Origin of the sequence: Pseudomonas nitroreducens, from assembly GCF_010994165.1 — a bacterium.
Lineage (GTDB): Bacteria > Pseudomonadota > Gammaproteobacteria > Pseudomonadales > Pseudomonadaceae > Pseudomonas > Pseudomonas nitroreducens.
Window position 1 is genome coordinate 344,765 of sequence record NZ_WMBX01000006.1, and the last position, 24,868, is coordinate 369,632.

Consider the following 24,868-nt stretch of genomic DNA (forward strand, 5'->3'; position numbering starts at 1 on the left):
TCACGGCAGCCCGGGTGGGCTCACTCATCCTCGAGAAAGCAGATGGCGACCCGATCCCCGACTTTCACTCCCGCCGCCGCGCCTCGGGCTTCGCTGCTCGACGGCCTGCAGGCCTGGCTGCCGAAGCTGGTGCTGGCCCCGAGCATGCTCGTGGTGCTGGTCTGCGTGTACGGCTACATCGGCTGGACGCTGCTGCTGTCCTTCACCAATTCGCGCTTCATGCCGGCGTACGGCTGGGCGGGCCTGAGCCAGTACCTGCGCCTGTGGGACAACGACCGCTGGTGGGTGGCGAGCAAGAACCTGCTGCTGTTCGGCGGCCTGTTCATCGGTATCTGCCTGGTGCTCGGCGTCTTCCTCGCCGTGCTGCTGGACCAGCGCATCCGCCGCGAAGGCTTCATCCGCACCGTCTACCTGTACCCCATGGCACTGTCGATGATCGTCACCGGCACCGCCTGGAAGTGGCTGCTCAATCCCGGCCTGGGCCTGGACAAGCTGCTGCGCGACTGGGGCTGGACCGGCTTTCGCTTCGACTGGCTGGTGGACCCGGAGCGGGTCGTCTACTGCCTGGTGATCGCCGCCGTGTGGCAGGCCTCGGGTTTCGTCATGGCGCTGTTCCTCGCCGGCCTGCGCGGGGTCGACCCGGCCATTGTGCGCGCCGCCCAGGTGGACGGTGCGAGCCTGCCGACCATCTACCTGCGCATCGTGCTGCCGAGCCTGCGCCCGGTGTTCTTCAGTGCGCTGATGATCCTCGCGCACATCGCCATCAAGAGCTTCGACCTGGTCGCCGCGATGACCGCCGGCGGCCCCGGCTACTCCTCCGACCTGCCGGCGATGTTCATGTATGCCCACACCTTCACCCGCGGCCAGATGGGCCTGGGCGCGGCCAGCGCGATGCTGATGCTGGGCGCCGTGCTGGCCATCGTCGTGCCCTACCTGTACTCGGAACTGCGGGGCAAGCGCCATGATTAACGCGACCCTCAAACCCGCCTTCAGCTTCAGCCGGCTGGCGGTGCACGCAACCCTCTGGGGCGCCGTGGCGCTGTATGTGATCCCGCTGCTGGTGATGCTGCTGACCAGCTTCAAGTCGCCCGAGGACATCCGCACCAGCAACCTGCTGGCGCTGCCGGACGTATTCACCGCAATCGGCTGGGTGAAGGCCTGGAGCGCGGTGGGCGACTACTTCTGGAACTCGGTGAAGATCACCGTGCCGGGCGTGCTGATCTCCACCTTCATCGGCGCCATGAACGGCTACGTGCTGTCGATGTGGCGCTTCCGCGGCTCGCAGCTGTTCTTCGGCGCGCTGCTGTTCGGCTGCTTCCTGCCGTTCCAGGTGATCCTCCTGCCGATGTCCTTCACCCTCGGCAAGCTCGGCCTGGCCAACACCACCACCGGGCTGGTGATGGTCCACTGCATCTACGGGCTGGCCTTCACCACGCTGTTCTTCCGCAATTACTTCGTGGCGATTCCCGATGCCCTGGTGAAGGCCGCACGCCTGGATGGTGCGGGGTTCTTCACCATCTTCCTGCGCATCCTGATGCCCATGTCCACGCCCATCGTGATGGTCTGCCTGATCTGGCAGTTCACCCAGATCTGGAACGACTTCCTGTTCGGTGTGGTGTTCGCCAGCGGCGACGCGCAGCCCATCACCGTGGCGCTGAACAACCTGGTGAACATCAGCACCGGGGTCAAGGAATACAACGTCGACATGGCCGCCGCGATGATCGCGGCGCTGCCCACGCTGGTGGTCTACGTACTGGCCGGCAAGTACTTCGTGCGCGGGCTGACTGCCGGCGCGGTCAAAGGTTGAGGTAAGCCCAAGATGTCCACACTCGAACTGCACAACCTGCACAAGTCCTACGGCAACGGTCTGGCCGACACGCTGAAGTCGATCAACCTGTCGATCGACTCGGGCGAATTCCTGATCCTGGTCGGCCCCTCCGGCTGCGGCAAGTCCACTTTGATGAACTGCATCGCCGGCCTGGAGAACGTCACCGGCGGCGCGATCCTGGTCGATGGCCAGGACATCAGCGGGATGAGCCCGAAGGATCGCGACATCGCCATGGTGTTCCAGTCCTATGCGCTGTACCCGACCATGAGCGTGCGCGAGAACATCGCCTTCGGCCTGAAGATCCGCAAGCTGCCCAGGGCGGAAATCGACGCCGAAGTGGCACGGGTCTCCAAGCTGCTGCAGATCGAGCACCTGCTCGAACGCAAGCCCTCGCAGCTCTCCGGCGGCCAGCAGCAGCGCGTGGCCATGGGCCGGGCGCTGGCGCGGCGGCCGAAGATCTACCTGTTCGACGAACCGCTGTCGAACCTCGACGCCAAGCTGCGCGTGGAGATGCGTACCGAGATCAAGCTGATGCACCAGCGCCTGAAGACCACCACGGTCTACGTGACCCACGACCAGATCGAGGCCATGACCCTGGGCGACAAGGTGGCGGTGATGAAGGACGGCATCGTCCAGCAGTTCGGCACGCCGCAGCAGATCTACAACGATCCGGCGAATCTGTTCGTTGCCAGCTTCATCGGCTCGCCGCCGATGAACTTCATTCCGCTCAAGGTGCAGCAGCAGGGCGGCCGCCTGGTCGGCTTGCTGGACAGCGGCCAGGACCGCTGCGAGCTGCCGCTGCAACTGGACGCCGGGCTGGCCGAGGGGCGCGAGCTGATCCTCGGCGTGCGCCCGGAACAGGTGCAACTGGCCACCGATGGCGGCAACGGGCCGAGCGACCTGCGCACCGAGGTCGAAGTGGTCGAGCCCACCGGGCCGGACACCCTGGTCTTCGTCACGCTCAACGGCGCCAAGGTCTGCTGCCGCCTCGCGCCGGACCAGTCGCCGCAACCGGGCTCGTCGCTGCAACTGCGCTTCGATCCGTCCCGTGCGCTGCTGTTCGACGCGCAGAGCGGCGAGCGCCTGCGCGCCGAGCCGCGCGGCGACGGCGCGAACAAGGTGACGCCGCTGGCCCGACAGAAGCATTCCTGAAACACCCCCTGCCTGTAACTACGCTAGAAACCAAGACAACGAGGATGCTGGAGATGCACAAGAACAAGAATACCCGGCCAATCGCCCGTACCCTGGGCTGCGTGATCGCCCTGGGTGGCGCCTGCGCGGGACACGTCCAGGCCGCCGATGCCTTCTCATCCGAGTCCAGGTGGGGCCTGGGCGACTGGGGCGGCAAGCGCACCGAGCTGCTGGAGAAGGGCTACGACTTCAAGCTCGACTACGTCGGCGAGGCCGCCAGCAACCTGGGCGGCGGTTACGACCAGCACACCACCGCACGCTACTCCGACCAGTTCGCCCTCGGCACCCACCTGGACCTGCAGAAAATCCTCGGCTGGGACGCCACCGAGTTCCAGCTGACGGTCACCGAGCGCAGCGGCCGCAACCTCTCCAACGACCGCATCAGCGACCCGCGCGCCGGGCAGTTCAGCTCCGTGCAGGAAGTCTGGGGCCGGGGCCAGACCTGGCGCCTGACGCAGATGTGGATCAAGCAGCAGTACTTCGACGGCGCGCTGGACGTGAAGGTCGGCCGTTTCGGCGAGGGCGAGGACTTCAACAGCTTCCCCTGCGACTTCCAGAACCTGGCCTTCTGTGGCTCGCAGGTGGGCAACTGGGTGGGCGGCATCTGGTACAACTGGCCGGTCAGCCAGTGGGCCGCCCGCGTGAAGTGGAACTTCAACGATGAGTGGTACGCGCAGGTAGGCGCCTACAACCAGAACCCGTCGAACCTGGAAACCGGCAACGGCTTCAAGCTCAACGGCAGCGGCACCAAGGGCACCATCCTGCCGGTGGAGCTGGTGTGGATGCCGAAAGTCGGTGCTGCTCAGCTGCCGGGTGAGTACCGCCTGGGCTACTACTACAGCACCGCCGAGGCCGACGACGTGTACGACGACGTCAACGGCAACCCGCAGGCGCTCACCGGCGAGCCTGCCAAGACCCACAGCGGCAAGCACGGCTGGTGGGTGGTGGCGCAGCAGCAGGTCACCGCGCACAACGGCGACGCCTCCCGCGGCCTGAGCCTGTTCGCCAACTTCACGGTGCACGACAAGGCCACCAATACCGTCGACAACTACCAGCAGCTCGGTGTCGTCTACAAAGGCCCGTTCGACGCGCGGCCCAAGGACGACATCGGCTTCGGCGTGGCGCGCATCCACGTCAACGACGACGTGCAGGACCGCCAGCGCCTGGTGAACCAGGTCAACGGCATCGACGACTACGACAACCCGCTGTACCAGCCCATCCAGGACACCGAGTACAACGCCGAGCTGTACTACGGCGTGCATGTGACCAATTGGCTCACCGTGCGCCCGAACCTGCAGTACATCCGCCATCCGGGCGGCGTGGACGAGGTGAACAACGCCGTGGTGGCCGGCCTGAAGATCCAGTCCAGCTTCTGATTGCTCCCCGGTGCGAACCTGGCCCGTCCTTGTGACGGGCCTTTTTTGTCTGCTCCGGGCGGTGTGTTGGGTGGTTCCTCGGCTGCTTTTTGTAGGAGCGAGCTTGCTCGCGAATACCCTGGGGCTCCGGTGTCAGGCGGTTCGCGAGCAAGCTTGCTCCTACAGAGGCCAGAAGTGGGCAGACCCGGAGCGGGTGAGGAACCGTTTTTCATTGGCGCAAGCGCTGCGCGTGACTAGGCTTTGCGGTTAGAATCGCGGCCTTTTCTGTAAGATGTAGTGAAACTACAGAGAACTTCACGCCCCGGAATGTCCGGGCAGGGATTGGATCAGGACATCCGGACAATGCTCGAGCATCCGCTGCAGCGTTTTTTTCATTCCATGCGGGCCAAGCGGCCCTTCGACTGGGTGCGCTTCCAGCGTCGCGACCTGCTGCTCATCGATCACCCGCAATGCCAGGCGGTGTTCAGCCGCCAGGGCGCGCAACTGCTGCACTTCCAGCCGCGCGGCGCACGCCCGCTGTTGTGGTGCTCCAGCCAGTGGCCGAGCCTGAGCACGGCACCGATCCGTGGCGGTATCCCGGTCTGCTGGCCGTGGTTCGGCAGCCATCCCACCGAGGCCGACTGGCCCCAGCATGGCTGGGCGCGCCAGCGCGAGTGGCGCATGCTCGACGCCTGGGCCGATGATCAGAAGGCGGTCGTCAGCTGGCAGCTGGATATCGAGGACTGGCACGTACGCCTGGAAGCGCGCCTGGGCCAGGACCTGGACATCGAACTTTCCAGCTACCACGAGGATGACAGCGACTGCCTCTTCAGCTTCGCCCTGCAGCCTTACTGGCGCGTGGGTTCGCTGCGTCGCTCGGTGGTCCACGGCATGGAGCTGGACGGTAAGGCCAGCGGCCTGCCCAATACCTGGGCGCCGCGTGGTGCGGTCAAGCAGGTGCTCTACAACACCGGTTCCCTGGTGCTGGAAGATGCCGGCTGGCAGCGCCGCCTGCGCATCGACAAGAACACCAGCGCCGGCAGTGTCATCTGGCATCCGGGCAGCCGCGCGGTGGAACAGGTGGAGCCGGGCGAAGCGGAACGCTTCCTGTGCATCGGCGCTGCCGGCTATCGCGCGGGCGGGCTGATCCTCGCCCAGGGCGAGCGCATGCTGCTGAACCTGCGGGCCGGGCTTGTCTGATTGGCGGTGAGCGGACGGCCCCTCACCGAGGCCATCCGCAAGACGAGGGGATTACCCTCAGGACGGTTGTTGCGGAGTACCCAGCAGCGACTTGCCGGTTTTCTTCTGCCTCTTGGCCATGCGTTTTTCATGCGCGGTTTTCAGCGGCTTCTTCTTCGCTTGTTTCTTCGCGTCGAGACCTTTCACGAGCCTGTCCTCCAGGGGACGCCCTCGGGCCGAGAGCTGACAGCTTCAGCATAGTCCCGCTGCGCACGGTCGCTCAGCCGGCGGTCAGGCGCTCCAGTTCGCGGCGTACCATGTTGGCGTAAGGCGCCGGGCTCAGGCGGTACAGCTCGCCGGCCACCCAGGGCAGCCAGCGGGCGCCGAGGTTGTCGCGCTCGGCCAGCAGGCGCCGGGCTTCGGCCTCGGCGCGCTGGGCGTGTTGCTGGTGGTAGTCGGCACGGCTCATCGGTGGCTCTTGGGTGCAGCGTCAGGTCTTCGCGCAGCTCAGGGTCTGCGGGTCGATGGTGATGCTCGCCAGCGGCTTGGCGTCGCTGCCGGCGTATTCGTGGGTGACGCTCAGGTGATGCTCGCGGAAGCGCTGCAGCAGGTCCGGCTGTTCGCAGGTAGTGCCTTCGAGCTGCTTCTTCAGGCCGTTCTCGAACTTGGCGCGGGCGCCCAGGTCCATGGCGTCCAGGCGCAGGTTGGAGATGGCGTAGCGGTAATACAGCATCTTCTTCGCCGGGTCGAGCTGCACGCTGTTGAGGGTGGTCACCTTGTCCACCTGGCGCGGCAGGTTGGCCTTGGTCACCTGGTCGAAATAGTCCGCCGATTCCTTGAGGAATTTCGCCTCGTCGGCGGAGTCATCGGCGTGGACGGCAAGGCTGGTGAGCAACAGCAAGGGCAGGGCGAGACGGGCAAACGGCATGGGAGATTCCTGTACGGCTGATGGGGGCGGAGATGCAGGCTCAGTAGGTGCGACAGCCAGGGTATGGCCGGGTTCGATCGAGTGTGCAGTGGCTGCACGCTCATGGTCTGTGAGTGTAGAGCACCGCCAGCCGCTGGCCGCTCGCGGGACGATTCTTTTGCAGGTAGGCTTGCGACCGGTCGTTCCCCACCATTTCCGCAGGTCTGCAGTCCCGCCATGATCGAACTCACCCAGCTCGACCTCCGCACCGATCCCGCCGCGCAACGCGTGGCGAAGGATGAAACCGTCACCGTCGAATTCGCCGTCGCGCCGGGCGAGTTGATGAGCCTCGAAGGGCCGAACCGCTACGCTATCGGTGACGCGATCATCAGCAGCGCCACGGGGGAGAGTTGGGTCGTTTCCCGCGAGCGTTTCGACCCGAAATACCTGCCCGCCGACGCGGCACTCACGCACGGGCACCCCGGTGCCTACCGCAACCGTCCCAGCGTGGTGCTGGCCCGGTGCATGGACCAGCCCTTCACGCTGCTGCGCTCGGCAGGTGGCGACCGCCTCACCGGCGCCGCGGGCGACTGGGTCATGCAATACGCGCCCGGCGACTACGGCGTGGTGAAGGCAGAGCGTTTCGCCAAGGTCTATCGGCTGGCCGACTGAAACCTTTTCGCTCTGGCATCCCGGCCCCGCCAGCGGCTATGGTCTGTGCTGGCGGGCGCTCTGCGTCGCGCATTTCTTGCAACTTTTCCGGCGTTGCGCAGGTCCACCCTGCAGTTGCCGGCAGGTGGAGCGCTCATCGGGAGGACGGTGCGGGATGCGATTCATGGACATGCGCGGGCTCAGTCTGGGGCCCTGGAAGCTGATCAGCCTGACGCTGAAGGAATTCCTCGAAGACGAGATGCCCACCTACGCCGCTGCGCTGGCTTACCAGGGGCTGTTCTCGCTGTTTCCCTTCCTGCTGTTCCTCATTGCGCTGCTGGGCTTCCTGCACCTGCCCGAGTTCTTCGACTTCCTCCGCCAACAGGCCAACTACGTGCTGCCCGCCCAGGCGCTGGACCAGGTCAACCCGGTCATCGACCAATTGCAGCAGCGCCAGGGCGGCCTGCTGTCCATCGGTATCGTGGTGGCGCTGTGGTCGTCCTCGGCGGCGGTGCGCTCGCTGATGATCGCGCTCAATGCCGCCTACGACGTGCGTGAGGCGCGCCCGGCGTGGAAGCGCATCCCGCTGTCGCTGTTCTACACCTTCGGCCTGGTGGCCATGCTGATGCTGATCGCCGCGCTGATGATCCTCGGGCCCCAGGTGATGGGTTGGATTGCCGCCCAGGTGGGGCTGGAGGACTTCGTGGTGATCCTCTGGAGCATCCTGCGCTGGCCGGTGATCGTGCTGCTGATGATGATGGCGGTGGCGATCATCTACTACGTCACGCCCAACGTGCAGCAGAAGTTCCGCTTCATCACGCCCGGGTCGGTGCTCGCCGTGGTGCTGTGGATATCGGCGTCCCTGGGGTTCGGCTACTACGTGAAGAACTTCGCCGACTACAACGCCATGTACGGCAGTGTCGGCGCGATCATCGTGCTGCTGCTGTACTTCTACATCTCGTCGGCGGTACTGCTGCTGGGAGCAGAGCTGAATGCGGTGATCGAGCACCACCTGCCTCACGGCAAGGGGGAGGGCGAGCGCACCTTCGACCAGGCCGAGCCGGCACCGGACGAGGGCTAGGGCTAGGGCTGGGCAGGCTGGCCGGCGACGGCGGGCGGTTCGCTGAGCAGGGCATCGACCAGCGCGCTGGCCTTCTCGAAGGACGGGTAGCCGCTCTTGGCGACGTCGAGGTTGGCGTAGTCCTCCAGGTACTGCTGGGCCTTCTGCGGGTCGGCCTGCTCGACGAGGAAGGGCTCGGACCAGATCTTGTACAGCAGCGCCACCGCGTACGGTTGGCCGGCGTCGGCGGCCTTGCCCAGCAGCGCCAGCACTTCGTCCACCTGCGGGCCCTCCTTGATCTTCAGCAGTGCCATGTAGAAGCTCGCCTCGCCGCGCTCGTCCTTCTCCTGGGAGCGCGTCAGCAGGGCCTCGGCCAGCTCGTAGTTGGCCAGGTCGCCGGTGGCGATCAGCAGCTTCGCCTGCAGCATGTCGTTCTGGTAGAGCAGGCGTTCCTGGCGGCAGGCCTCGCCGCTCAGCGGCTCGTCGCAAGGGTTGCCGGCGGGCGTGGAGCAGCCGGCCAGCAGCACTGGCAGGGCCAGGGCGGCCAGCAGGTAAGGTGTGTGTGGCTTGCCCATGCAAGTCCCTCGGGGGCGAGTGTCAGGGTTCGACCGGCCGGCGGGCGCGCCGGTTCGGTTCAATGGCGAAAAGCATAGTCGCTGCGCTACACGGAGAACCGCGCAGGGCGCTCAGAGGGCTTCGAAGCCGGGCAGGTGCGGCAGGCGCTCGATGAGGAAGTCGATCAGCGCGCGGGTCCGGGCCGGCAGAAAACGGCGCGAAGGATACAGCAGACTGGCCTCCTGGGCAGGCCCGCGCCAATCCGCAAGGAGGCGCTGCAGGCTGCCGTCGGCCAGCAGGTCGGCCACCAGCCAGGCCGGCGTCAGGCCGAAGCCGGCGCCCAGGCAGTAGCTCTCGCGGATCGCCAGGGAGCTGTTCGCCGTGTAGCGGCTGCGCGTGGCGAGGCTCAGCTCTCGGCCATCGGCATGGCGCAGCAGGAGGTTCTGCCCGGCATCCAGCCAGGCGAAGCGCAGGTAATCGGCTGGCGGCAGGTCTTGGGGACTGTTCAGTGCTGGCACGCGTGATATCCAGGCCGGCGCCGCGACCAGATAGCGTGGCGAGCGGGCCAGCGGACGGGCGATCAGCTGTTCCGGCAGTTCGCCGCCCAGGCGCAGGGCGAGGTCGATGCCTTCTTCGGTGAGGTCGACGAAGCGGTCGTTGAGCAGCAATTCCACCTCCACGTCCGGGTGCAGCTGCATGAACTCCAGCAACAGCGCGTTCAGCCGCAGCACGCCCAGGCTCACCGGCGCGCTGACCCGCAGGCGGCCGCGCACCTGTTCGGTCTCGCCACGGGCCTGGCTGACGCCCTCGGCGTAGCTTTCCAGTGTCTGCCGCGCATGCTCGTAGAAGCGCCGGCCCTGCTCGGTGGGTTGTACGCGGGTGGTGCTGCGGATCAGCAACTGCGCACCGACCTGGCGCTCCAGCGCCGCCATGGTCTTGCTCACCGTCGGCTGGCTGCTGCCGGACTCGCGGGCGACGGCGGAAAGGCTGCCCAGCTCCACGGCGCGAACGAAACAGTGCAACGCCTTGAGAGTATCCATGTCCTATTCGTTTATCGAATGACGGGTCTGCAAATATGCCGTCTACCGCCGTGAATGGGAATGGCGGAGCCTGTGGCCAACCCCTTCACCGATTTCGAGGAATGCCATGAACAGATTGTTGCTCGCTGCCCTGATTGCCCTTGTCCTGCCGCTGGCGCAGGCGGATGAAGGGCATTGGCAGGCCACCTGGAGCGCCAGCCCGCAACGCACCTGGGGCAAGGAGGTGCCGCTGCCGCTGGGCGTACCGACGCAGATCGGCAACCAGACGCTGCGGCAGACCGTGAAGGTCAGCCTCGGCGGCCAGCGTGTGCGCATTGCGCTGTCCAACGCCTATGGCAGCCAGCCGGTGGCGATCGGCGGGGCGGCCGTGGCACTGGCTGCACCGGCCGGGCGGCTTGGCGGCCCCAGCCATCGGCTGACTTTCGCCGGCCAGCCCACGGCGTATATCGCGCCGGGCGCCGAGCTGCTGAGCGATCCGCTGGACCTCGCCGTCCCGGCGCTGGGCGAACTGGCGGTGTCGATCTATCTGCCGCAGCCGACCGCCATCGAAACCTTCCATTGGGACGGCAAGCAGCGCGTCCATGGCGGGCTGGGCGAACAACTCGACACAACGTTCCTGCCGGTGGACGGCAAGATGGAAGCGCGGCTGTTCCTCGCCGATGTGCTGGTGGAAAACCCCGAGCCGCGGCCGGTGGTGGCGGTGCTGGGGGACTCGATCACCGATGGCCGTGGCGCCAGCCTGGACGGCAACCAGCGCTGGCCGGACCTGCTGGCGCAGCGGCTGGCAGCGCGCGGCGTGGGAGTGATCAATGCCGGCATTTCCGGCGGGCGGCTGCTCTCCGACGGCATGGGGCAGAGCGCCCTGGCGCGCTTCCAGCGCGACGCACTGGGCAAGCCGGGCGTGCAGGCGGCCATCGTGTTGCTGGGCATCAACGATATCTCCTGGCCCGGCAGTACCTTCGCGCCGAACAACTCGCTGGTGCAGTACCAGGACCTGGTCGCCGGTTACCGGCAGCTCATTGCCCAGGCCCATGTGCGCGGCGTGCGTATCGTCGGCGCGACCATCCTGCCATTCGAGCGCGCCCTCAGCGGCTCACCGATAGAGAACTACCACGCGGCCAACAAGGAAGCGCTGCGCCAGCGGGTAAACCAGTGGATTCGCCAGAGCGGGGAATTCGATGCGGTGGTGGACCTGGACGCGCACCTGCGCGACCCCGCTCACCCGCTGCGACTGCTACCGGCCTACGACAGCGGCGACCACCTGCACCCCGGCGATGCGGGGAACCGGGCGATGGCGGAGAGCGTCGATATCGACGCATTGCTGAAGGGGATGTGATGCCTTCAGCGAGGCTGGGAGTGGCCGGGAAGCGATCGCAGACGGAGTCCGTTCCTACAAGATGCCTCTGTGCGTGCGTCGGCCCTCACCCTAACCCTCTCCCGGGGGGAGAGGGGACCGTACGGTGCAGGATAAAATCTTCGCGTCAGCCGGTTCGGACTGCCCCCTCTCCCTGAGGGAGAGGGCTGGGGTGAGGGGAATGCATCGCTACGGACTTCCTCGAAGAAGACAATTGTTTCTGCTTTATTGGCAAGAGGCGGCGTAGGAGCGAACTCTGTCCGCGATTGGCCATGTTTTCGCACATTCGGAGCCGGCGCGTTCAGCTACCGAATACCGTCCCCACGCCGTCGGCATCCATCCCGCGCTCCAGCTTGATCTTCAGTGCAAGGTCAGTACGCGAATCGGCGAACTTCAGTGCGTCGGCCACGCTCACGCGGCCTTCCTCCAGCAGCTTGTAGAGGCTCTGGTCGAAGCTCTGCATGCCGCTCTCCAGTGCGCGTTCCACGGCGCCCTTGAGCTCGGGCAGTTCGTCGCGCTGGATGATGCCGCGAATGTGCGGCGTGCCCAGCACCAGTTCCACCGCCACGGCGCGGCGCTGATGGGTGCCGGGCACCAGGCGCTGGCCGACCAGGGCCAGGATGTTCTGCGACAGGTCGGCCAGCACCTGCGGGCGCGCCTCGTCGGGGAAGAAGCGGGTGATGCGCTCGATGGCGTGACGGCAACTGGTGCCGTGCAGGGTGGCGACGCACAGGTGGCCAGTTTCGGCATAGTGCAGTGCATGCTGCATGGTGGCGGCGTCGCGGATCTCGCCGAGCATGATCACGTCCGGCGCCTCGCGCAGCACGTTGCGCAGGGCGTCCTCGTAACTGTGGGTGTCCAGGCCGACCTCGCGCTGGTCGATGATCGACTTCTTGTGCGTATGAAGAAATTCGATCGGGTCCTCGATACAGACGATGTGACCGGAGCGGTGGCGGTTGCGGAAGTCCAGCATGCTCGCCAGGGTCGTCGACTTGCCCGCGCCCGCCGCGCCGATCACCAGGATCAGCCCGCGGTCCTGCATCGCCAGCTTGTCGAGGATCGACGGCAGGCCCAGCGAGGTGACGTCGGGAATCACCTGCTTGATCAAGCGCACCACCATCGCCACTTCGCCGCGCTGGTAGTAGATATTCGCGCGGAAGCGCCCGACGTCCGGCACGCTCAGCGCCAGGTTCATCTCCAGGTCGCGTTCGAAGTCCTGCACCTGGGCCGGCGACATCAGCTGCCACGCCAGGGTCTTCACTTCACCGGGCTGCAGCACGCGATCGTCTGCCGGCTGGCTATGGCCTTCGGCCTTCAGGTGCGGTGGCGCGCCGACGCTGAAGAACATGTCCGAGCCACCGCGCTCGGGCAGCAGGCGCAGATACTGGATGACGTCGGGGAGGGGCGTGTCGCTCATGGGTTCGTCCTTGGATGGCGAGAGGTCGCATCTGCATTGAGCCTAGCTGCAATGCCGGACGGGAGACTAGGGGAGGCTGCGGCAAGCCGTGTTGACGTGCCGCAGGCAAGCGCATCAGGTCGACAGCTGGTTGGCGAACTGGCCCACGGCGTTGACCACGCGCTGGGCGCTGTCCTGGATCTCGATGATCACCGTGCCAGCCTGGCCGGACAGCTCCAGGCCCAGTTCGGCCTGCTGCTTGCCGCGGTCGATCATGGCCACGGCCTGGCCTGCCAGGTGCTGGTTCTGCTCCACCACGCGGGTGATTTCCTCGGTGGCGGCACTGGTGCGCGAGGCAAGCTGGCGTACTTCGTCGGCGACCACCGCGAAGCCGCGGCCCTGGTCGCCCGCGCGGGCTGCCTCGATGGCGGCGTTTAGCGCCAGCAGGTTGGTCTGGTCGGCGATGCTGCGGATGCTCTGCACCAGCGCGCCGATGGCCTGGGACTGGCGATCCAGCGCCTCGATTCCCTCGGCGGCTTCCTGCATGCGGTCGGCCAGTTCGCGCATCACGTCGACGGTCTGCTGGACCACCGAAGCGCCCTTGGTGGCGCTGTCGTCGGTGGTCTGCGAGGTGTCGAAGGCGATGGTCGCGGCCTCGGCCACAGCGCGTTCGCGGCGCACCTGTTCGGTGATCACGGTGGCGAACTTCACCACTTTGTAGAGGCGGTCGTGGGCGTCGATGATCGGGTTGTAGGAGGCCTCCAGCCACACTTCGTGGCCACGGCTGTCGACGCGCTTGAAACGGTCGGCGACGAACTCGCCGCGGCGCAGCTTGGCCCAGAAGGCTTCGTACTGCGGGGAGTTGTATTCGGCGGGTTCGCAGAACATCCGGTGATGCTTGCCCTGAATCTGCGCCAGGCTGTACCCCATGGCGTCGAGGAAGCGGTCGTTGGCGGTGAGCACTTCGCCCTGCAGGTTGAATTCGATCACGGCGGTGGAGCGCTGCAGCGCCTCGATCAGGTTCTCATGCTCGCGGGAATTCTCGATGGTGCGGGTGAGGTCGCTGGCGTAGATCGAGAAGCGCTGGATCACCCCGGCGGCGTCGTGCACCGGCTGCAGGATCGAACGCAGCCAGGCCTCCTCGCCGTTGCCGCGCAGCAGGCGGATCACCCCGGCCAGGTGTTCGCCGCGCTCGATGGCGTGCTTCACCTTCAGATGGAAGTCCAGCCCGCGCACGTGGTCGGGGATCAGGTCCAGCAACGGACGGCCCTTGAGCTGGTCGCCGCGGTGGAGCATTTCCTTCTCGAAGTTGGCGTTCACCGACTCGATGCGGCCTCGCGGGTCGAGGAACAGCACGAGCATTTCCGCATCGAGGCTGGCGCGGATCTCTTCGACGGAGGCGAGTTCTTCACGCAGGGCGGCCAGTTCCTGCTTCAGACGCGAGTTGAACATTCGTGGGCTTTCTCTAGTGGTGAGGCACGAAGGCTGCTGCCGATTCGTTTCACCCATTTCATCGGCTGATCGCGCCGCGACTTTAGCCCCTGATGACTTGGCGCATCCCGCGTGGAGCAAGGGGGCGCGCCATTCTTCAGACCGCGCTCGAGAGCTCCTGGCTGACGTCGATCGCGGCGCGCAACTGGTCGGTATCCAGTGGCTTGTGCAGCAACTGGCTGCCGCTGGCGGCGGCTTCACGCAGGCGCTCGGGCGAAGTGTCGCCGGTGACGATCAACGCCGGCACCCGGCGCGACAGGTAGCTGCGGATGCGCCGGATGGCATCGGCACCGGTCTGGCCTTCGCCCAGGCGGTAGTCGGTGAGGATCAGGTCCACCGGCGCGTGGCCAAGATGGCTGGCCTCGATGTGCCGCTGGCAGGCGAGCAGGGCACTGGTGCCGGGGTAGACGCGATGGCCCCAGACCTCCAGCAGGTTGCACAGCGCGTGCAACACGTCGTACTGATCCTCTACCACCATGATGCCCAGGCCGGGGCCGCGTTCGCCCGGCTCCGGCGGCGCAGCGACCTGCAGCGGCGCCTCGGCCAGTGGTACGCGCAGGCTGAATACCGAGCCGCGGCCGGGCAGGGAATGCAGTATCAGGCGATGGCCGAGCAGGCGCGCGGTGTGACGCACGATGGCCAGGCCCAGGCCGAGGCCCTGCTTGCGATCGCGCTCGGCGTTATGCAGTTGGACAAACTCGTCGAAAATGACCTCCTGCTGGCTGGAATGGATACCCACGCCGGTATCGATCACCTGGATCTCCAGCTCCCGGCCGCGCCGACGGCAGCCCAGCAGCACACCGCCGCTGCGGGTGTAGCGGAAGGCGTTGCTCAGCAGGTTGTCGAGCACGCGCTTGAGCAGCAGGGGATCGCTGTCCACCCACAATCGGCTCTCACACACGCGCCAGCGAAGATTGCGCTCGCTGGCGGTGCCAGCGAACTCGCCCTGCAGGTCGCCGAACAGCTTGCGCAGCGAGATAGGTTCGCGTGCTACCGGCACCACCCCCGCGTCGAGCCGCGAGATGTCCAGCAGTCCGTTGAGCAGGTCGCCGAGGTTGCCGAGCATGGCGCGCAGCCTTGTGGCGATGTCGCGCGCCTGGCGGGCGTCGACCGGGCCGCGTTCGGCGAGGGCGGCGAGGGCGCCGACGAACAGCCCGAGGGCGTGGATCGGTTGGCGCAGGTCGTGGCTGGCGGCGGCGAGGAAGCGCGACTTGGCCTGGTCGGCGGCGCGGGCGCGGTCGCGCTGTTCGCGCAGGTCCTGCACGAGGTCGGAGTTTTCCTGGCGCAGGCGGATGGTTTCGCACAGGCTGCGGTAGGTCACCCGGCTGTAGTACAGGTTGACGCCTGCCAGGCACAGGATGAAGAAGCTGTAGGTGGTGTGCTGCTCGTCGGCTACGCTCAGGCACAGCACCAGCACGGGCAGCAGCATGGCGACCAGCGAGCCGACATAGGCCGGTGGATGGGCCGACAGCGACGGCACCGCGCCACACACCAGACCGGTGAGCACGATGCAGGTGAAGGCGAACAGTTGTGGATCGCCGTGGACGAAGCCGACCCAGCCCAGCCAGCCCCACAGCAGGCTGCTCGCCCAGGACAGCAGCGTATTGCTCCATAGCCAACTTTTGCCCAGCGTGCGCGCAGGGGCTTGCCGGAAGTACGCCCGTGCCAGGACAATCCGCGCCAGCGTGAGCGAGTAGAGCACGGCCAGCCAGAAGACCATCGCCGTCGGCGCCATGGCATTACGGAAGATGTACAGCACCGGCAGAGGAATCACCAGGTTGGCGAAGAGCACGGCATACGACTGGCGGAACAAGAGATCAACCAGGTCGCGCTGTTGCAGGCTGTTATGCATGTCCGTAGTGCCTCAGGGAGACGAGTGATGGAAGGGAAGCGCGAACTGCGGGTGCTCATCGCCGATGACCACGGCATCGTACGGGACGGCCTGCGCCTGCTGCTGTCGACCCTGGACGACATCCGCATCGTCGGCGAGGCGGCGGACGGCCTGCGCCTGCAGGCTTTGTTGGAGGAGCAGCGTGCGGACCTCCTCCTGCTCGACCTGAACATGCCCGGCCTCAACCGGCTGCAGTTCATCCATGAACTGCGCCAGCGCCATCCCCGGCTGAGAATCCTGGTGCTCACCGCCAACACCGAACTGGCGACCGTGCGCTCGGTGCTCGATGCCGGCGTACACGGCTACCTGAGCAAGGGCGAGGACACCGCCGAACTGCTCGAAGCCATAGTTGCCCTGCGCAGCGGGCAGCACTACCTGGCGCGCGCCCTGCGCTTCCAGCTGGAAAGCCCGACCGCGCGCCCGCAGGGCGATGCCGATCTGCTCTCGGCCGTGGAGCTGACCCGGCGCGAGCGGCAGATTCTCTCCCTGGCCGCCCAGGGCCGCAGCGCGCGGGAGATCGCCGAACACTTCAGCATCAGCCCGCTGACCGTGCGCAAGCACCGCGAGAACCTGATGCGCAAGCTCGACCTGCACAGCACTGCCGAGCTCGCGGCCTACGCGGTGCGCCTGGGTATTCCCAGCGCCTGAGTCGAAGCAGTGCCTTGCCTGCATGCGCATGCTGCGCGTCCTGTCGGTGGAGGGTTCGGCAGAGACTAGCGTCCCGCAGGCCGGGGAAAAATACGGCAACTGCCGTATGTGCCGGTCCTGCCTCACTCCCTAACCTTGCGAAACGGACCAGGCGCCACGTCGATGCGCGTCGGCCGATACCCGATCAAGGGAAGGATCACTCCATGACACTGCCTGCCTATTGGGCCTCGTTCGCCGTGGCGACGCTGGCCTTCGCCTGCATGCCCGGCCCGGCCATCCTCTACATGACCTCGCAGACCCTCGCCCACGGCCGCCGCGCCGGACTGCACGCCGCGCTGGGCATCCACCTGGGCTGCTATGTACACATCTTCGCCGCCAGCGCCGGGCTCGCCGCGCTGCTGCACCACGCGCCCAATCTCTACCTTGCGCTGAAACTGGCGGGGGCCGCCTATCTGATCTGGCTCGGCGGCTCGATGATCTTCGGCCGCCGCCGGTCCGAGCATGGCGAGGGCATCGAAACCCGGCCGAAGGTGCTGCGCGACAGCATGGTGGTGGAGGTACTCAATCCCAAGACGGCGCTGTTCTTCCTCACCTTCCTGCCGCAGTTCGTCGACCCGGCCGCCAGCCTGCCGGTGGGCCTGCAGTTCTTCATCCTGGGGATGATCGTCAACCTGGTGTTTTCCACCGCCGACGTGCTCGCCGTGCTGTTCGCCTCGCTGCTGCTGGGCGCGCTGGGGCAGGGGCGCGGGCAGCGGGTGATGCCGCGGGTGTGCGGTTCGATTCTGGTGGGGCTGGGGGTGATGCTGGTGGCCCGTGGCGGGCCGGTATGAAGCGGGGAGGGCAGGGGCGCGCCGCTCCCTGAGTCGGGTGCGGCGCGGGCGAAGCGGATCAGTCCTCGCGGCTGGTCACTTCCACCAGGTGGTAGCCGAACTGGGTCTTCACCGGGCCCTGGACGACGTTCAGCGGGGCGCTGAACACGACCTGGTCGAATTCGCGAACCATCTGGCCCGGGCGGAAGCTGCCCAGGTCACCGCCGCTGCGGCCGGACGGGCAGGTCGAGTTGTCGCGGGCGACGGCGGCGAAATCCGCGCCGTTCTCGATCTGGGTCTTGAGTTCGTTGCACTTGTCTTCGCTGGAAACCAGGATGTGACGGGCGGATGCACGGGCCATGGGATAACTCCTGAACAGGCAGTAGGAAAAAGCGAAGCCTAGCCGATTCCGGGCCTGAACCCAATGCCAGGCGGCGGGTGGCCTGCCCGCTTTTGCAGGATGGCGTGGAGCGCAGCGATACCCCGCGATTTCCGTGGGGTAATTGCTGATGGGTAGCCAAGCTCCACCCATCCTATGTTCTGCGATACGCCCGGCATCAGCGCAGCGAACATTCATGCAGGGCGTGATACGCCCCAGGGTGATGGCGATCAGGCCTCAGGCACCGAACACTTCGCTCAGGTGCTGCTGATAGCGCTGCACGTCGCCTTCGATGTTCGGGCGCTTCATCACGTCCACGCAGAGGAAGGTCGGCAGTGCGGTCATGCCGAGGAACTGGTTGGCCTTGTGGAATGGGAAGTACACCGCGTCCACGCCCTTGCCCTCGAAGAAGTCGGTCGGGTCGTCGAAGGCTTGCTGCGGCGCGTTCCAGGTGGCCGAAATCATGTACTGCTTGCCGTGCAGCAGGCCACCGCTGCCGTACTTCTGCGAGGCATCGGAACGGGTGCGGCCGTCGTTGGCATAGAGACTGCCGTGGCCGGCGGTGAAGACTTCGTCGATGTACTGTTTCACCGTCCAGGGCGCGCCCATCCACCAGCCGGGCATCTGGTAGACGATGACATCGGCCCAGAGCATTTTCTGCACTTCTTCCTGGATGTCGTAGCCGCCGTCGATGAAGGTTTCCTTCACGTCGAAACCGGCATGGTCCAGGTGGGCGATGGCGGCTTCGTGCAGGGTGGCGTTGTAGCGGCCGTCGGAGTGGGCGAACTGTTTGCCGCCATTGATCAGCAGGATCTTTTTCATGAGTGGGCTCCGCAAGGGGATGGAAAGTCGATGGCGGCAGAATATCGAGCGTGGCAGGACGGAAAAACCCGCTTCCGGACAAATGATCCGTGCGTGAGATTCAAAAATGGAGTTGATTGATTTGCGTCAGGATTAGGCAATCCATCCACTCACCAGGAACGCCGATCCGATGTACGCCTTCATCCTCCAGGCCCACACCCGCCCCGAAAGATCCCAGGATTTCGAAGACCTGTTCCGTGGCTACCTCACGCCCAGCCGCGCCGAAGACGGCTGCGTGCAGTACCACATGCTGCGCGACGTGAACGACCCGACCCTGTTCACCTTCTTCGAGGTCTGGCAGAGCCGCGAACACCTGGCCATTCACACCGCGCTGCCGCACATGCGCGAGTTCCACGAGCGGCGCATGGAATACCTGCGCCGCGATTTCCACATCCAGGAAGTCGAGGTGATGGCGCCACGCTGACCGCCACTCAGGCCACCACCCGGTTGCGCCCAGCTTCCTTGGCCTTGTAGAGGTTGGCGTCCGCCACGTCGATCAGCGCCTGGATGCTGTCTGCCGCGGTATCCGAGGTGCTGGCCACGCCGACGCTGATGGTCACGATGCCGCGCGTGCTCTTCTCGTGCGGCAGCGCGGTTTCCTCCACCGAGCGGCGGATCGACTCGGCCACGCGTGCGGCAGCCGCACTGTCGCAACCGGGGAGGATCATCACGAACTCCTCGCCGCCGTAGCGGGCCGCCCCATCGTCCTCGCGCTGGCAGCCCTGGCCGACCAGGTGCGCCACGTTGATCAGCGCCAGGTCGCCGCGCGGGTGGCCGTAGTGGTCGTTGTAGGCCTTGAACTGGTCGATATCCATCATCAGTACCGCAAGGTGGCCGTCGCCGGCGCGCCGGCGCTGCCATTCGCGCTCGGCTTTCTCGTCGAACCAGCGACGGTTGTGCAGGCCGGTCAGCGGGTCGGTGCCGGCCTCGGTGCGCAGGCGGCTCTCCTTGGCGTCGCGTCGCCGCAGGTGCCGGGTCAGGCGATAGGCGAAGAACAGCGTTGCGGCGTTGATCGCCACCAGCAGTCCGCTGGTGATCCAGGTGCGCGCGGTCCAGGTATTCAGGATCGCTTCACGGCACAGCTCCACCGAGACCACCGCCGGGTAGTCACCGATGCGCCGGTAGCCGCGCCAGTAGGCGTCCGAGGCGCCGCCCTGCTGACGGAAGTAGTCGTTGCGGCCGCTGTCGACGAACTCGCGGAAGGTGCCGATCTCTTCCTCGCTCGAACGCGGCAGTTCCGGCGGCCATTGGGCGAGCACCGTGCCGTCGAGCAGGCGGATCGAGACCACTCCGTGCTTGCCCAGGTCGAGGCCGCGCACGAAGGATTCCAGGTGTTGCAGCTCCTTGATCGCGGCGACCACGCCGACGAACTGCCCTTCCTTGTCGACCACCGCGCGGCTCAGCGCGGTACTGCTGGAGGAGCGTGGATAGGACGGCATGAAGGGATGGCTGAGGAACAACCGGCCGGGGTTGTCACGCGCCATCGTGAAGTAGTCGCGCATGGACAGGTCGCGGTTCGACTCGCCGGCGTGGTTCAAGTCCACCAGCAATTGGCCGTGGGCGTCGGTCACCACCAGGGTGCCCGCGTGCATCGAGCCGGCGGCGTGGCCTTCGACCAGTTCTTGCAGAACTTGCTGGGAAAGGTCCGGCGTCGCCGGGCCGGTGATGACGTTGGAGAGCGTCAGCAGCGTCTGCGCGTGCACGTCCAGGTCGCGGTGGAACTCGCGCTCCACCAGCAGCAGGGTGTTCTTGCCGCTGGCGTGGGCGTAGGCCAGCGCATCCTGCTTCATCTGCAGCATGTGCCAGCCGGCCAGCAGCGAGGCGAGCACCGCCAGCAGGAAGGTAAGGCAGAAGACGCGAATCGGTTTGAGCACGGCGTACCTCCTGCATGGCTCGGTCGATGTTCAGGTTCCTCAATTGTCCGATATGTCGGGCGGCATATAGCGGCAGTTCGAAGCCCCCTTGCCCCATGTCAGGCCGCCTGGCAATTTTCCGTGCGCGGCGAACCGCAACCTTTTCCGGGTTTTTCCGCCAACGGAACTCGAACGCGGCAGCCGCAGCCAAATGCCGAGAAATCACGCATCATTGAGCCCTTCTCGATCATCGGAGCCGTCCATGCCCAGCCAGTCGTTCCTTCTGCGCAGCCTGCTGTTGTCGCTCGGCCTGTGCGCCGCCGCTTCCGCCAGCGCAAGCGATCAGGATCAGCTGCTCGAAGCCATCAACGCCTACCGCGGGGATGTGCAGTCCTGCGGGGGCCAGGCGTCCCAGGTGCTGCCGCCGCTGTCGCCGGATTCGCGCCTGGCGCTACCGGCCTCGGCGGGTGAGTGGAAGGCCGCACTGAACCAGGCGGGCTATCCGATGAGCAGCGTGCGCATGCTCAGCCTCACCGGCCCGCGCGATGTGACGGCCGCCATGAAGGCGTTGCAGGAGAGCTTCTGCCAGGTGCTGCTGGACCCGCAGTTCGTCGATGTCGGCATCGTCCGCGAGGGCGATGACTGGCGCGTGCTGCTCGGCCGGCAACTGGTACAGGCCAAGCTGGGCACCTGGGAGGCGGAAGGGCAACAGCTGCTGCAGGCGATCAACGCCGCGCGCGGCAAAGGCCGCCAGTGCGGCGGGCAGGCCTTCGGCCCGGCGGGCGCCCTGAGCTGGAACGCCACTCTGGGCGGCACCGCCGAAGCCCACAGCCGCGACATGGCCAACAACAACTACTTCGACCACAAGGGCCGCGACGGCAGCACGCCGGGCGACCGCGCGGAACTCGATGGCTACGCCGGCCAGCGCATCGGCGAGAACATCGCCGCCGGGCAGGGCAACGCGCAGAAGGTAGTGGACAGCTGGCTGGCCAGCCCCGGCCATTGCGCCAACCTGATGAACCCGCAGTACAGCGAACTGGGTGCGGCCTACGCGGCGGACCCGAAGAGCGACGCGGGCATCTACTGGACGGCCATGTTCGGTTCGCCCTGAGCCCTTATCGACCGCCGCTGACAGCGCCGGGCTCGCTGGCCTGGCGCTTCACCTTGGCCTCCAGGATGGCCGCCTCGATCGCCGCCAGCGTGCCTGATGCCGCCGGGCGTTCGAACACCTGGCTTTCGGCGAGCGTGGACACGCGTTCGCCGTCGTTCAGGGTGAATTCCACGAACCCCAGGTGCTCCGACCAGGAGCGATAGCGCCGCACCATGAACAGGCTGTGGCGGCTGCGTACCGAGCTGATTCTTTCCAGCGCGATCTGCCGGTGGCTTTGCTTGCCGCACAGCACCAGCTCGCCCTTGTCGATGAAGGCCGGTTCGGCTTGCGAAACCCGTCTCCACTCCACGGCAAAGCGCCAGCCGAGCAGCAGCAGGAACAGGGGCAGGCCGGAGAATACGCCGATGGCGCCGCCGAACATCTTGATCAGCGTGAAGGCGGCCATCGCCAGCAGAATCAGCAGGGTCATGGCGCGATAGAAATGGACGTTGTCGAATTCGGGCTGCGGCAAGAACCGGACATCCATGTGTTTTCTCCTGGGCGACTGCGAAACGTCCTTCAGCCAGACGTTGTAGCAGACTGGGCGGCGCCTGCCATGCGAGCCCGGTCACGACACCGACCGAATCGCCCAAAGAAAAACCGGCGCCTGGGCGCCGGTTTCTCGTGTGATGCACGGGAGTCGCAACGACTTCCCCGCTGAACCTGCCTGTCAGTGAGCCTGGTTCAGGGTCAGGCGCATCTGGCGGTTCACATCCTTGTACAGCAGGTAGCGGAAGCGGCCGGGACCACCGGAGTAGCAGGCCTGCGGGCAGAAGGCGCGCAGCCACATGAAGTCGCCGGCTTCCACTTCGACCCAGTCCTGGTTCAGGCGGTACACCGCCTTGCCTTCCAGCACGTACAGGCCGTGTTCCATCACGTGGGTCTCGGCGAACGGAATCACGCCGCCCGGCTCGAAGTTGACGATGTTCACGTGCATGTCATGGCGCATGTCGGCCATGTCGACGAAGCGGGTGGTGCTCCAGCGGCCTTCGGTATCCGGCATCACCTTCGGCTCGATGTCCTGCTCGTTGGTGACGAAGGCTTCAGGCAGCGGTACGCCGTCGACTTTCTGGTAGTGCTTGCGGATCCAGTGGAAGCGGGTGTGCTGGCCACTGGTGTTGCGCACCTTGTAGTCGGCGCCCGGCGGAATGAACGCATAGCCGCCCGGCTTCATGGTGTGCACTTCGCCCTGCAGGGTCAGGCTCAGCTCGCCTTCGACGATGAACAGCACCGCCTCGGCGTTGACGTCCTGCTCGGGCTTGTCGCTGCCGCCCTGGGGCGCCAGCTCGACGATGTACTGCGAGAAGGTTTCGGCGAAGCCCGACAGCGGGCGGGCGATGACCCACATGCGCATGTTGTCCCAGAAGGGCAGGTGGCTGGTGACGATGTCACGCATCACGCCCTTGGGGATCACGGCATAGGCTTCGGTGAACATGGCGCGGTCGGTGAGCAGCTCGGTCTGTGCCGGGTGCCCGCCGTGCGGCGCGTAATAAGTGGATTTGGCCATGGGGTGATTCCTCATTGTTGTCTTGCTGCCCGGCGCGTGCGGCGCCGTGGTGAGCAATGGGTGCAGAGCGGCGCGCTTGTCGGTGCGCTGGCCGTCGCTGGAGACCACGATATCCAGTGGCGTGTTCATGCACAAATTAAATGTTGGAATTCGCTGTATTCGATTTTCGAATGCTGTTCAGCCCTTCGTATCCTGCGCCAACACCCGCGACAGCACCCGCGCCAGTTCCTTCACCATCGGGTCCACCGCCGGCCGGTGCAGCATCGCCACCTCGAACACGTCCACCGAGGGTAGCCCGATATTCTTCGGCAGCACCGCGTGCTCCGTCGTCACCGCGCGCTGCGGCAGCAGGCCGATGCCCATGCCGTCGGCGATGGCCGACTGGATGCCGGAGAGGCTCGAACTGGTGAAGCTGATGTGCCAGCGGCGGCCGATGGACTCCAGCGCGGCGATCATTTCGTCGCGGTACACCCCGCGCGGCGGGAAGGTCACGATGGGCAGCGGGTCCAGTTCGATGCAGGCGTTCTTCGCGCTATCCACCCAGCGCGTCTTCTCCGGCCAGCAGGCCACCGCCTCACGGGCGTTCTGGCGCTGCTTGAGCAGCACCAGGTCCAGCTCGCCGCGGTCGTAGCTGGCGGAGAGGTCGCGGCTCAGCCCGCTGGTGACTTCCAGCTTCACCTGCGGATAGGCCCGGTTGAAGGCCGCCAACTGCTCGGTCGTTCGCCCGGTGGCGAAATCATCCGGCACGCCGATGCGCACCGTCAGCGCCACCGTCGCCCCGGACAGCGCCTCGAGCATCTCGTCATTCAACGCCAGCAGCCGCCGCGCATAGCCCAGCAGGGTATCCCCGGCATCGGTGGGCAGCACATCGCGGTTGCCACGCTCCAGCAGCCGATGCCCGGCCATCTCTTCCAGCCGGCGGATCTTCTGGCTCACCGTCGACTGGGTCGAATGCAGCCGCGTCGCCGCCGTGGTGAAGCTGCCGCAATCGGCCACCGTGACGATGGCGCGGAGCAGATCGAGGTCGAAGAGGCGGGTATTTGGTTTGTCACTGTCGCTCATGGCGGTATCGGTTTTTTGAATGCTGACGGTGCATTTAACCGTCCGGACGCCGGACGGGCAATGTATCCATCACCTGTAGGAGCGAGCTTGCTCGCGAACGGAGCTTCCGGCGGCTCCGGCGTGGCGTGGTTCGCGAGCAAGAACTAGGCGTCCCCCTCGCTCCTACAAAAAGCAGGCAGAGCTGAGGGCCGGTTCGCGGGAGCAGGGTTCCCGGCCCTCCACCAATTCTCCTGCCGCGATCTAGACTCCAGAGGCTGACCATATCCGGGGGAACCACACGGAGAGCGTCACCATGAAGCGTCTACCGATATCCCTGCCGGTGCTGGCTGCGGTTGCCGCGTTGTCCGGTTGCATGAGCAACGAAGAGTTCCTCGCCTCCAACCAGCAGGCCGCGATCAAGGCCACAGAGTCGCGGGCGAAGTTCGAGATGAACTGTGAGGCGGTGACCAGCAGCGTGCTGTCGAGCAAGGTCACCAGTGTGCGCCGGGCCATGGAGCGCACCGAGTACACCATTGGCGTGCGCGGCTGTAACAAGCAGGTGACCTACATCACCTATTGCCTGAATCCGGAAACCTGCAACGCCATCGCCGATACGGCGCGGATGGGGGCGCCATAAGTCTCGCCGGGATGGGAGGTTCGTGGTCCATCCTGGAGTTCTTCCTTGCGCGACTAAGGCGCTTGCGGATCGGCGTACGGCAGCC

General features: G+C 66.1%; 27 protein-coding genes and 1 pseudogene. 13 read left to right on the forward strand and 15 right to left on the reverse strand.

Annotated elements, in window-relative coordinates; all coding sequences use genetic code 11:
• Positions 1–42: 42 nt before the first annotated feature.
• The 5 genes from GJV37_RS25420 (at position 43) to GJV37_RS25440 (ending at position 5,574) form a co-directional block, all read left to right on the forward strand.
• Positions 43–969: a carbohydrate ABC transporter permease gene (locus tag GJV37_RS25420; protein ID WP_169887410.1), complete on the forward strand. Its 927-nt coding sequence runs from the start codon at positions 43–45 to the stop codon at positions 967–969.
• Positions 962–1,807, forward strand: a complete 846-nt coding sequence (locus tag GJV37_RS25425; RefSeq protein WP_024766412.1) for a carbohydrate ABC transporter permease — start codon at positions 962–964, stop codon at positions 1,805–1,807. Before GJV37_RS25420 ends, GJV37_RS25425 begins: the two co-directional genes overlap by 8 nt.
• A 12-nt stretch (positions 1,808–1,819) precedes the next feature.
• On the forward strand, positions 1,820–2,980 hold the full coding sequence (locus GJV37_RS25430; RefSeq protein WP_084358912.1) for an ABC transporter ATP-binding protein: 1,161 nt from the start codon (positions 1,820–1,822) through the stop codon (positions 2,978–2,980).
• A gap of 53 nt (positions 2,981–3,033) precedes the next feature.
• A complete protein-coding gene (locus GJV37_RS25435) occupies positions 3,034–4,395 on the forward strand; it encodes a carbohydrate porin (RefSeq protein ID WP_170859850.1) in 1,362 nt (453 codons plus the stop codon).
• Between the two features lie 342 nt (positions 4,396–4,737).
• Positions 4,738–5,574 (forward strand): D-hexose-6-phosphate mutarotase, encoded by an 837-nt coding sequence (locus tag GJV37_RS25440; RefSeq protein WP_024766410.1) that lies wholly within the window; start codon positions 4,738–4,740, stop codon positions 5,572–5,574.
• Positions 5,575–5,631: 57 nt separating this feature from the next.
• On the opposite strand, the gene GJV37_RS29705 is transcribed toward GJV37_RS25440, so the two are convergent.
• From GJV37_RS29705 to GJV37_RS25450, 3 genes are all read right to left on the reverse strand, one after another.
• Positions 5,632–5,760, reverse strand: a complete 129-nt coding sequence (locus GJV37_RS29705) for a hypothetical protein (protein ID WP_017516671.1) — start codon at positions 5,758–5,760, stop codon at positions 5,632–5,634.
• 73 nt (positions 5,761–5,833) lie between these two features.
• Positions 5,834–6,022 (reverse strand): hypothetical protein, encoded by a 189-nt coding sequence (locus tag GJV37_RS25445; protein ID WP_024766409.1) that lies wholly within the window; start codon positions 6,020–6,022, stop codon positions 5,834–5,836.
• 21 nt (positions 6,023–6,043) lie between these two features.
• The gene (locus GJV37_RS25450) at positions 6,044–6,481 is read right to left on the reverse strand and encodes a hypothetical protein (RefSeq protein ID WP_037014703.1); all 438 of its coding nucleotides are present in this window, start codon (positions 6,479–6,481) and stop codon (positions 6,044–6,046) included.
• Between the two features lie 216 nt (positions 6,482–6,697).
• On the opposite strand from GJV37_RS25450, the gene GJV37_RS25455 reads away from it, so the two are divergent.
• The gene (locus tag GJV37_RS25455; RefSeq protein ID WP_170859851.1) at positions 6,698–7,132 is read left to right on the forward strand and encodes a PGDYG domain-containing protein; all 435 of its coding nucleotides are present in this window, start codon (positions 6,698–6,700) and stop codon (positions 7,130–7,132) included.
• A gap of 154 nt (positions 7,133–7,286) precedes the next feature.
• Entirely contained in the window at positions 7,287–8,192 is a 906-nt protein-coding gene (locus GJV37_RS25460; protein WP_024766407.1) for a YihY/virulence factor BrkB family protein, read from the forward strand.
• 2 nt (positions 8,193–8,194) lie between these two features.
• Here the strand turns inward: GJV37_RS25460 and GJV37_RS25465 are convergent, their stop codons facing one another.
• Positions 8,195–8,746, reverse strand: coding sequence for a hypothetical protein (locus tag GJV37_RS25465; protein WP_170859852.1), 552 nt, complete (start codon positions 8,744–8,746; stop codon positions 8,195–8,197).
• A gap of 111 nt (positions 8,747–8,857) precedes the next feature.
• Positions 8,858–9,766 (reverse strand): LysR family transcriptional regulator, encoded by a 909-nt coding sequence (locus tag GJV37_RS25470; protein WP_170859853.1) that lies wholly within the window; start codon positions 9,764–9,766, stop codon positions 8,858–8,860.
• Between the two features lie 106 nt (positions 9,767–9,872).
• Between GJV37_RS25470 and GJV37_RS25475 the strand changes: the two genes are divergently transcribed.
• Positions 9,873–11,102, forward strand: coding sequence for an SGNH/GDSL hydrolase family protein (locus GJV37_RS25475; RefSeq protein WP_170859854.1), 1,230 nt, complete (start codon positions 9,873–9,875; stop codon positions 11,100–11,102).
• 319 nt (positions 11,103–11,421) lie between these two features.
• On the opposite strand, the gene GJV37_RS25480 is transcribed toward GJV37_RS25475, so the two are convergent.
• From GJV37_RS25480 to GJV37_RS25490, 4 genes and pseudogenes are all read right to left on the reverse strand, one after another.
• The gene (locus tag GJV37_RS25480; RefSeq protein WP_024766403.1) at positions 11,422–12,537 is read right to left on the reverse strand and encodes a PilT/PilU family type 4a pilus ATPase; all 1,116 of its coding nucleotides are present in this window, start codon (positions 12,535–12,537) and stop codon (positions 11,422–11,424) included.
• Positions 12,538–12,651: 114 nt separating this feature from the next.
• Positions 12,652–13,212, reverse strand: a complete 561-nt coding sequence (locus GJV37_RS29905; protein ID WP_255302910.1) for a methyl-accepting chemotaxis protein — start codon at positions 13,210–13,212, stop codon at positions 12,652–12,654.
• Positions 13,192–14,025, reverse strand: a pseudogene (locus tag GJV37_RS29910) (PAS domain-containing protein); the annotation flags it as partial. The pseudogene GJV37_RS29910 and the gene GJV37_RS29905, both read right to left, overlap by 21 nt.
• Positions 14,026–14,104: 79 nt before the next feature.
• Complete coding sequence (locus tag GJV37_RS25490; protein WP_038803421.1) at positions 14,105–15,859, reverse strand: hybrid sensor histidine kinase/response regulator; 1,755 nt, start codon at positions 15,857–15,859, stop codon at positions 14,105–14,107.
• Between the two features lie 27 nt (positions 15,860–15,886).
• Between GJV37_RS25490 and GJV37_RS25495 the strand changes: the two genes are divergently transcribed.
• Both GJV37_RS25495 and GJV37_RS25500 read left to right on the forward strand, forming a co-directional pair.
• Positions 15,887–16,546 carry a response regulator gene (locus GJV37_RS25495; protein ID WP_024763105.1) on the forward strand — a complete coding sequence of 220 codons (660 nt, stop codon included), beginning with the start codon at positions 15,887–15,889 and terminating at the stop codon, positions 16,544–16,546.
• Positions 16,547–16,749: 203 nt separating this feature from the next.
• On the forward strand, positions 16,750–17,376 hold the full coding sequence (locus tag GJV37_RS25500) for a LysE family translocator (protein WP_024763106.1): 627 nt from the start codon (positions 16,750–16,752) through the stop codon (positions 17,374–17,376).
• A gap of 58 nt (positions 17,377–17,434) precedes the next feature.
• Here GJV37_RS25500 and GJV37_RS25505 read toward each other — a convergent pair whose 3' ends face one another.
• Positions 17,435–17,716, reverse strand: coding sequence for a peptidylprolyl isomerase (locus tag GJV37_RS25505; RefSeq protein ID WP_024763107.1), 282 nt, complete (start codon positions 17,714–17,716; stop codon positions 17,435–17,437).
• 255 nt (positions 17,717–17,971) lie between these two features.
• Positions 17,972–18,556, reverse strand: coding sequence for an NADPH:quinone oxidoreductase MdaB (gene mdaB, locus GJV37_RS25510; protein WP_169887415.1), 585 nt, complete (start codon positions 18,554–18,556; stop codon positions 17,972–17,974).
• Between the two features lie 169 nt (positions 18,557–18,725).
• Between mdaB and GJV37_RS25515 the strand changes: the two genes are divergently transcribed.
• Positions 18,726–19,019 (forward strand): putative quinol monooxygenase, encoded by a 294-nt coding sequence (locus GJV37_RS25515; protein ID WP_170859736.1) that lies wholly within the window; start codon positions 18,726–18,728, stop codon positions 19,017–19,019.
• A gap of 7 nt (positions 19,020–19,026) precedes the next feature.
• Here the strand turns inward: GJV37_RS25515 and GJV37_RS25520 are convergent, their stop codons facing one another.
• Positions 19,027–20,469, reverse strand: coding sequence for a sensor domain-containing diguanylate cyclase (locus GJV37_RS25520; protein WP_193453066.1), 1,443 nt, complete (start codon positions 20,467–20,469; stop codon positions 19,027–19,029).
• A gap of 241 nt (positions 20,470–20,710) precedes the next feature.
• Between GJV37_RS25520 and GJV37_RS25525 the strand changes: the two genes are divergently transcribed.
• On the forward strand, positions 20,711–21,559 hold the full coding sequence (locus GJV37_RS25525) for a CAP domain-containing protein (protein WP_170859734.1): 849 nt from the start codon (positions 20,711–20,713) through the stop codon (positions 21,557–21,559).
• A 4-nt stretch (positions 21,560–21,563) separates the two neighbouring features.
• Here the strand turns inward: GJV37_RS25525 and GJV37_RS25530 are convergent, their stop codons facing one another.
• From GJV37_RS25530 to GJV37_RS25540, 3 genes are all read right to left on the reverse strand, one after another.
• Positions 21,564–22,085, reverse strand: a complete 522-nt coding sequence (locus GJV37_RS25530; protein ID WP_037014081.1) for a hypothetical protein — start codon at positions 22,083–22,085, stop codon at positions 21,564–21,566.
• 183 nt (positions 22,086–22,268) lie between these two features.
• Positions 22,269–23,105 (reverse strand): bifunctional allantoicase/(S)-ureidoglycine aminohydrolase, encoded by an 837-nt coding sequence (locus tag GJV37_RS25535; protein ID WP_024763113.1) that lies wholly within the window; start codon positions 23,103–23,105, stop codon positions 22,269–22,271.
• Positions 23,106–23,282: 177 nt separating this feature from the next.
• Positions 23,283–24,167: a LysR family transcriptional regulator gene (locus tag GJV37_RS25540; protein WP_170859733.1), complete on the reverse strand. Its 885-nt coding sequence runs from the start codon at positions 24,165–24,167 to the stop codon at positions 23,283–23,285.
• A 292-nt stretch (positions 24,168–24,459) separates the two neighbouring features.
• On the opposite strand from GJV37_RS25540, the gene GJV37_RS25545 reads away from it, so the two are divergent.
• Positions 24,460–24,783 (forward strand): hypothetical protein, encoded by a 324-nt coding sequence (locus GJV37_RS25545; RefSeq protein ID WP_024763115.1) that lies wholly within the window; start codon positions 24,460–24,462, stop codon positions 24,781–24,783.
• The last annotated feature ends 85 nt before the right edge of the window (positions 24,784–24,868 follow it).

What these genes read in the sequence shown, in the direction of transcription:
- GJV37_RS25465 (WP_170859852.1), bottom strand. Translation starts at nt 8,746, where the DNA reads ATGGGCAAGCCACACACACCTTACCTGCTGGCCGCCCTGGCCCTGCCA.
- GJV37_RS25500 (WP_024763106.1), top strand. Translation starts at nt 16,750, where the DNA reads ATGACACTGCCTGCCTATTGGGCCTCGTTCGCCGTGGCGACGCTGGCC.
- GJV37_RS25470 (WP_170859853.1), bottom strand. Translation starts at nt 9,766, where the DNA reads ATGGATACTCTCAAGGCGTTGCACTGTTTCGTTCGCGCCGTGGAGCTG.
- GJV37_RS25460 (WP_024766407.1), top strand. Translation starts at nt 7,287, where the DNA reads ATGCGATTCATGGACATGCGCGGGCTCAGTCTGGGGCCCTGGAAGCTG.
- GJV37_RS25450 (WP_037014703.1), bottom strand. Translation starts at nt 6,481, where the DNA reads ATGCCGTTTGCCCGTCTCGCCCTGCCCTTGCTGTTGCTCACCAGCCTT.
- GJV37_RS25490 (WP_038803421.1), bottom strand. Translation starts at nt 15,859, where the DNA reads ATGCATAACAGCCTGCAACAGCGCGACCTGGTTGATCTCTTGTTCCGC.
- GJV37_RS25430 (WP_084358912.1), top strand. Translation starts at nt 1,820, where the DNA reads ATGTCCACACTCGAACTGCACAACCTGCACAAGTCCTACGGCAACGGT.
- GJV37_RS25435 (WP_170859850.1), top strand. Translation starts at nt 3,034, where the DNA reads ATGCACAAGAACAAGAATACCCGGCCAATCGCCCGTACCCTGGGCTGC.
- GJV37_RS25540 (WP_170859733.1), bottom strand. Translation starts at nt 24,167, where the DNA reads ATGAGCGACAGTGACAAACCAAATACCCGCCTCTTCGACCTCGATCTG.
- GJV37_RS25480 (WP_024766403.1), bottom strand. Translation starts at nt 12,537, where the DNA reads ATGAGCGACACGCCCCTCCCCGACGTCATCCAGTATCTGCGCCTGCTG.
- GJV37_RS25535 (WP_024763113.1), bottom strand. Translation starts at nt 23,105, where the DNA reads ATGGCCAAATCCACTTATTACGCGCCGCACGGCGGGCACCCGGCACAG.
- GJV37_RS25445 (WP_024766409.1), bottom strand. Translation starts at nt 6,022, where the DNA reads ATGAGCCGTGCCGACTACCACCAGCAACACGCCCAGCGCGCCGAGGCC.
- GJV37_RS25440 (WP_024766410.1), top strand. Translation starts at nt 4,738, where the DNA reads ATGCTCGAGCATCCGCTGCAGCGTTTTTTTCATTCCATGCGGGCCAAG.
- GJV37_RS25515 (WP_170859736.1), top strand. Translation starts at nt 18,726, where the DNA reads ATGTACGCCTTCATCCTCCAGGCCCACACCCGCCCCGAAAGATCCCAG.
- GJV37_RS25475 (WP_170859854.1), top strand. Translation starts at nt 9,873, where the DNA reads ATGAACAGATTGTTGCTCGCTGCCCTGATTGCCCTTGTCCTGCCGCTG.
- GJV37_RS25455 (WP_170859851.1), top strand. Translation starts at nt 6,698, where the DNA reads ATGATCGAACTCACCCAGCTCGACCTCCGCACCGATCCCGCCGCGCAA.
- GJV37_RS25425 (WP_024766412.1), top strand. Translation starts at nt 962, where the DNA reads ATGATTAACGCGACCCTCAAACCCGCCTTCAGCTTCAGCCGGCTGGCG.
- GJV37_RS25530 (WP_037014081.1), bottom strand. Translation starts at nt 22,085, where the DNA reads ATGGATGTCCGGTTCTTGCCGCAGCCCGAATTCGACAACGTCCATTTC.
- GJV37_RS25495 (WP_024763105.1), top strand. Translation starts at nt 15,887, where the DNA reads ATGGAAGGGAAGCGCGAACTGCGGGTGCTCATCGCCGATGACCACGGC.
- GJV37_RS25420 (WP_169887410.1), top strand. Translation starts at nt 43, where the DNA reads ATGGCGACCCGATCCCCGACTTTCACTCCCGCCGCCGCGCCTCGGGCT.
- GJV37_RS25545 (WP_024763115.1), top strand. Translation starts at nt 24,460, where the DNA reads ATGAAGCGTCTACCGATATCCCTGCCGGTGCTGGCTGCGGTTGCCGCG.
- mdaB (WP_169887415.1), bottom strand. Translation starts at nt 18,556, where the DNA reads ATGAAAAAGATCCTGCTGATCAATGGCGGCAAACAGTTCGCCCACTCC.
- GJV37_RS25505 (WP_024763107.1), bottom strand. Translation starts at nt 17,716, where the DNA reads ATGGCCCGTGCATCCGCCCGTCACATCCTGGTTTCCAGCGAAGACAAG.
- GJV37_RS25525 (WP_170859734.1), top strand. Translation starts at nt 20,711, where the DNA reads ATGCCCAGCCAGTCGTTCCTTCTGCGCAGCCTGCTGTTGTCGCTCGGC.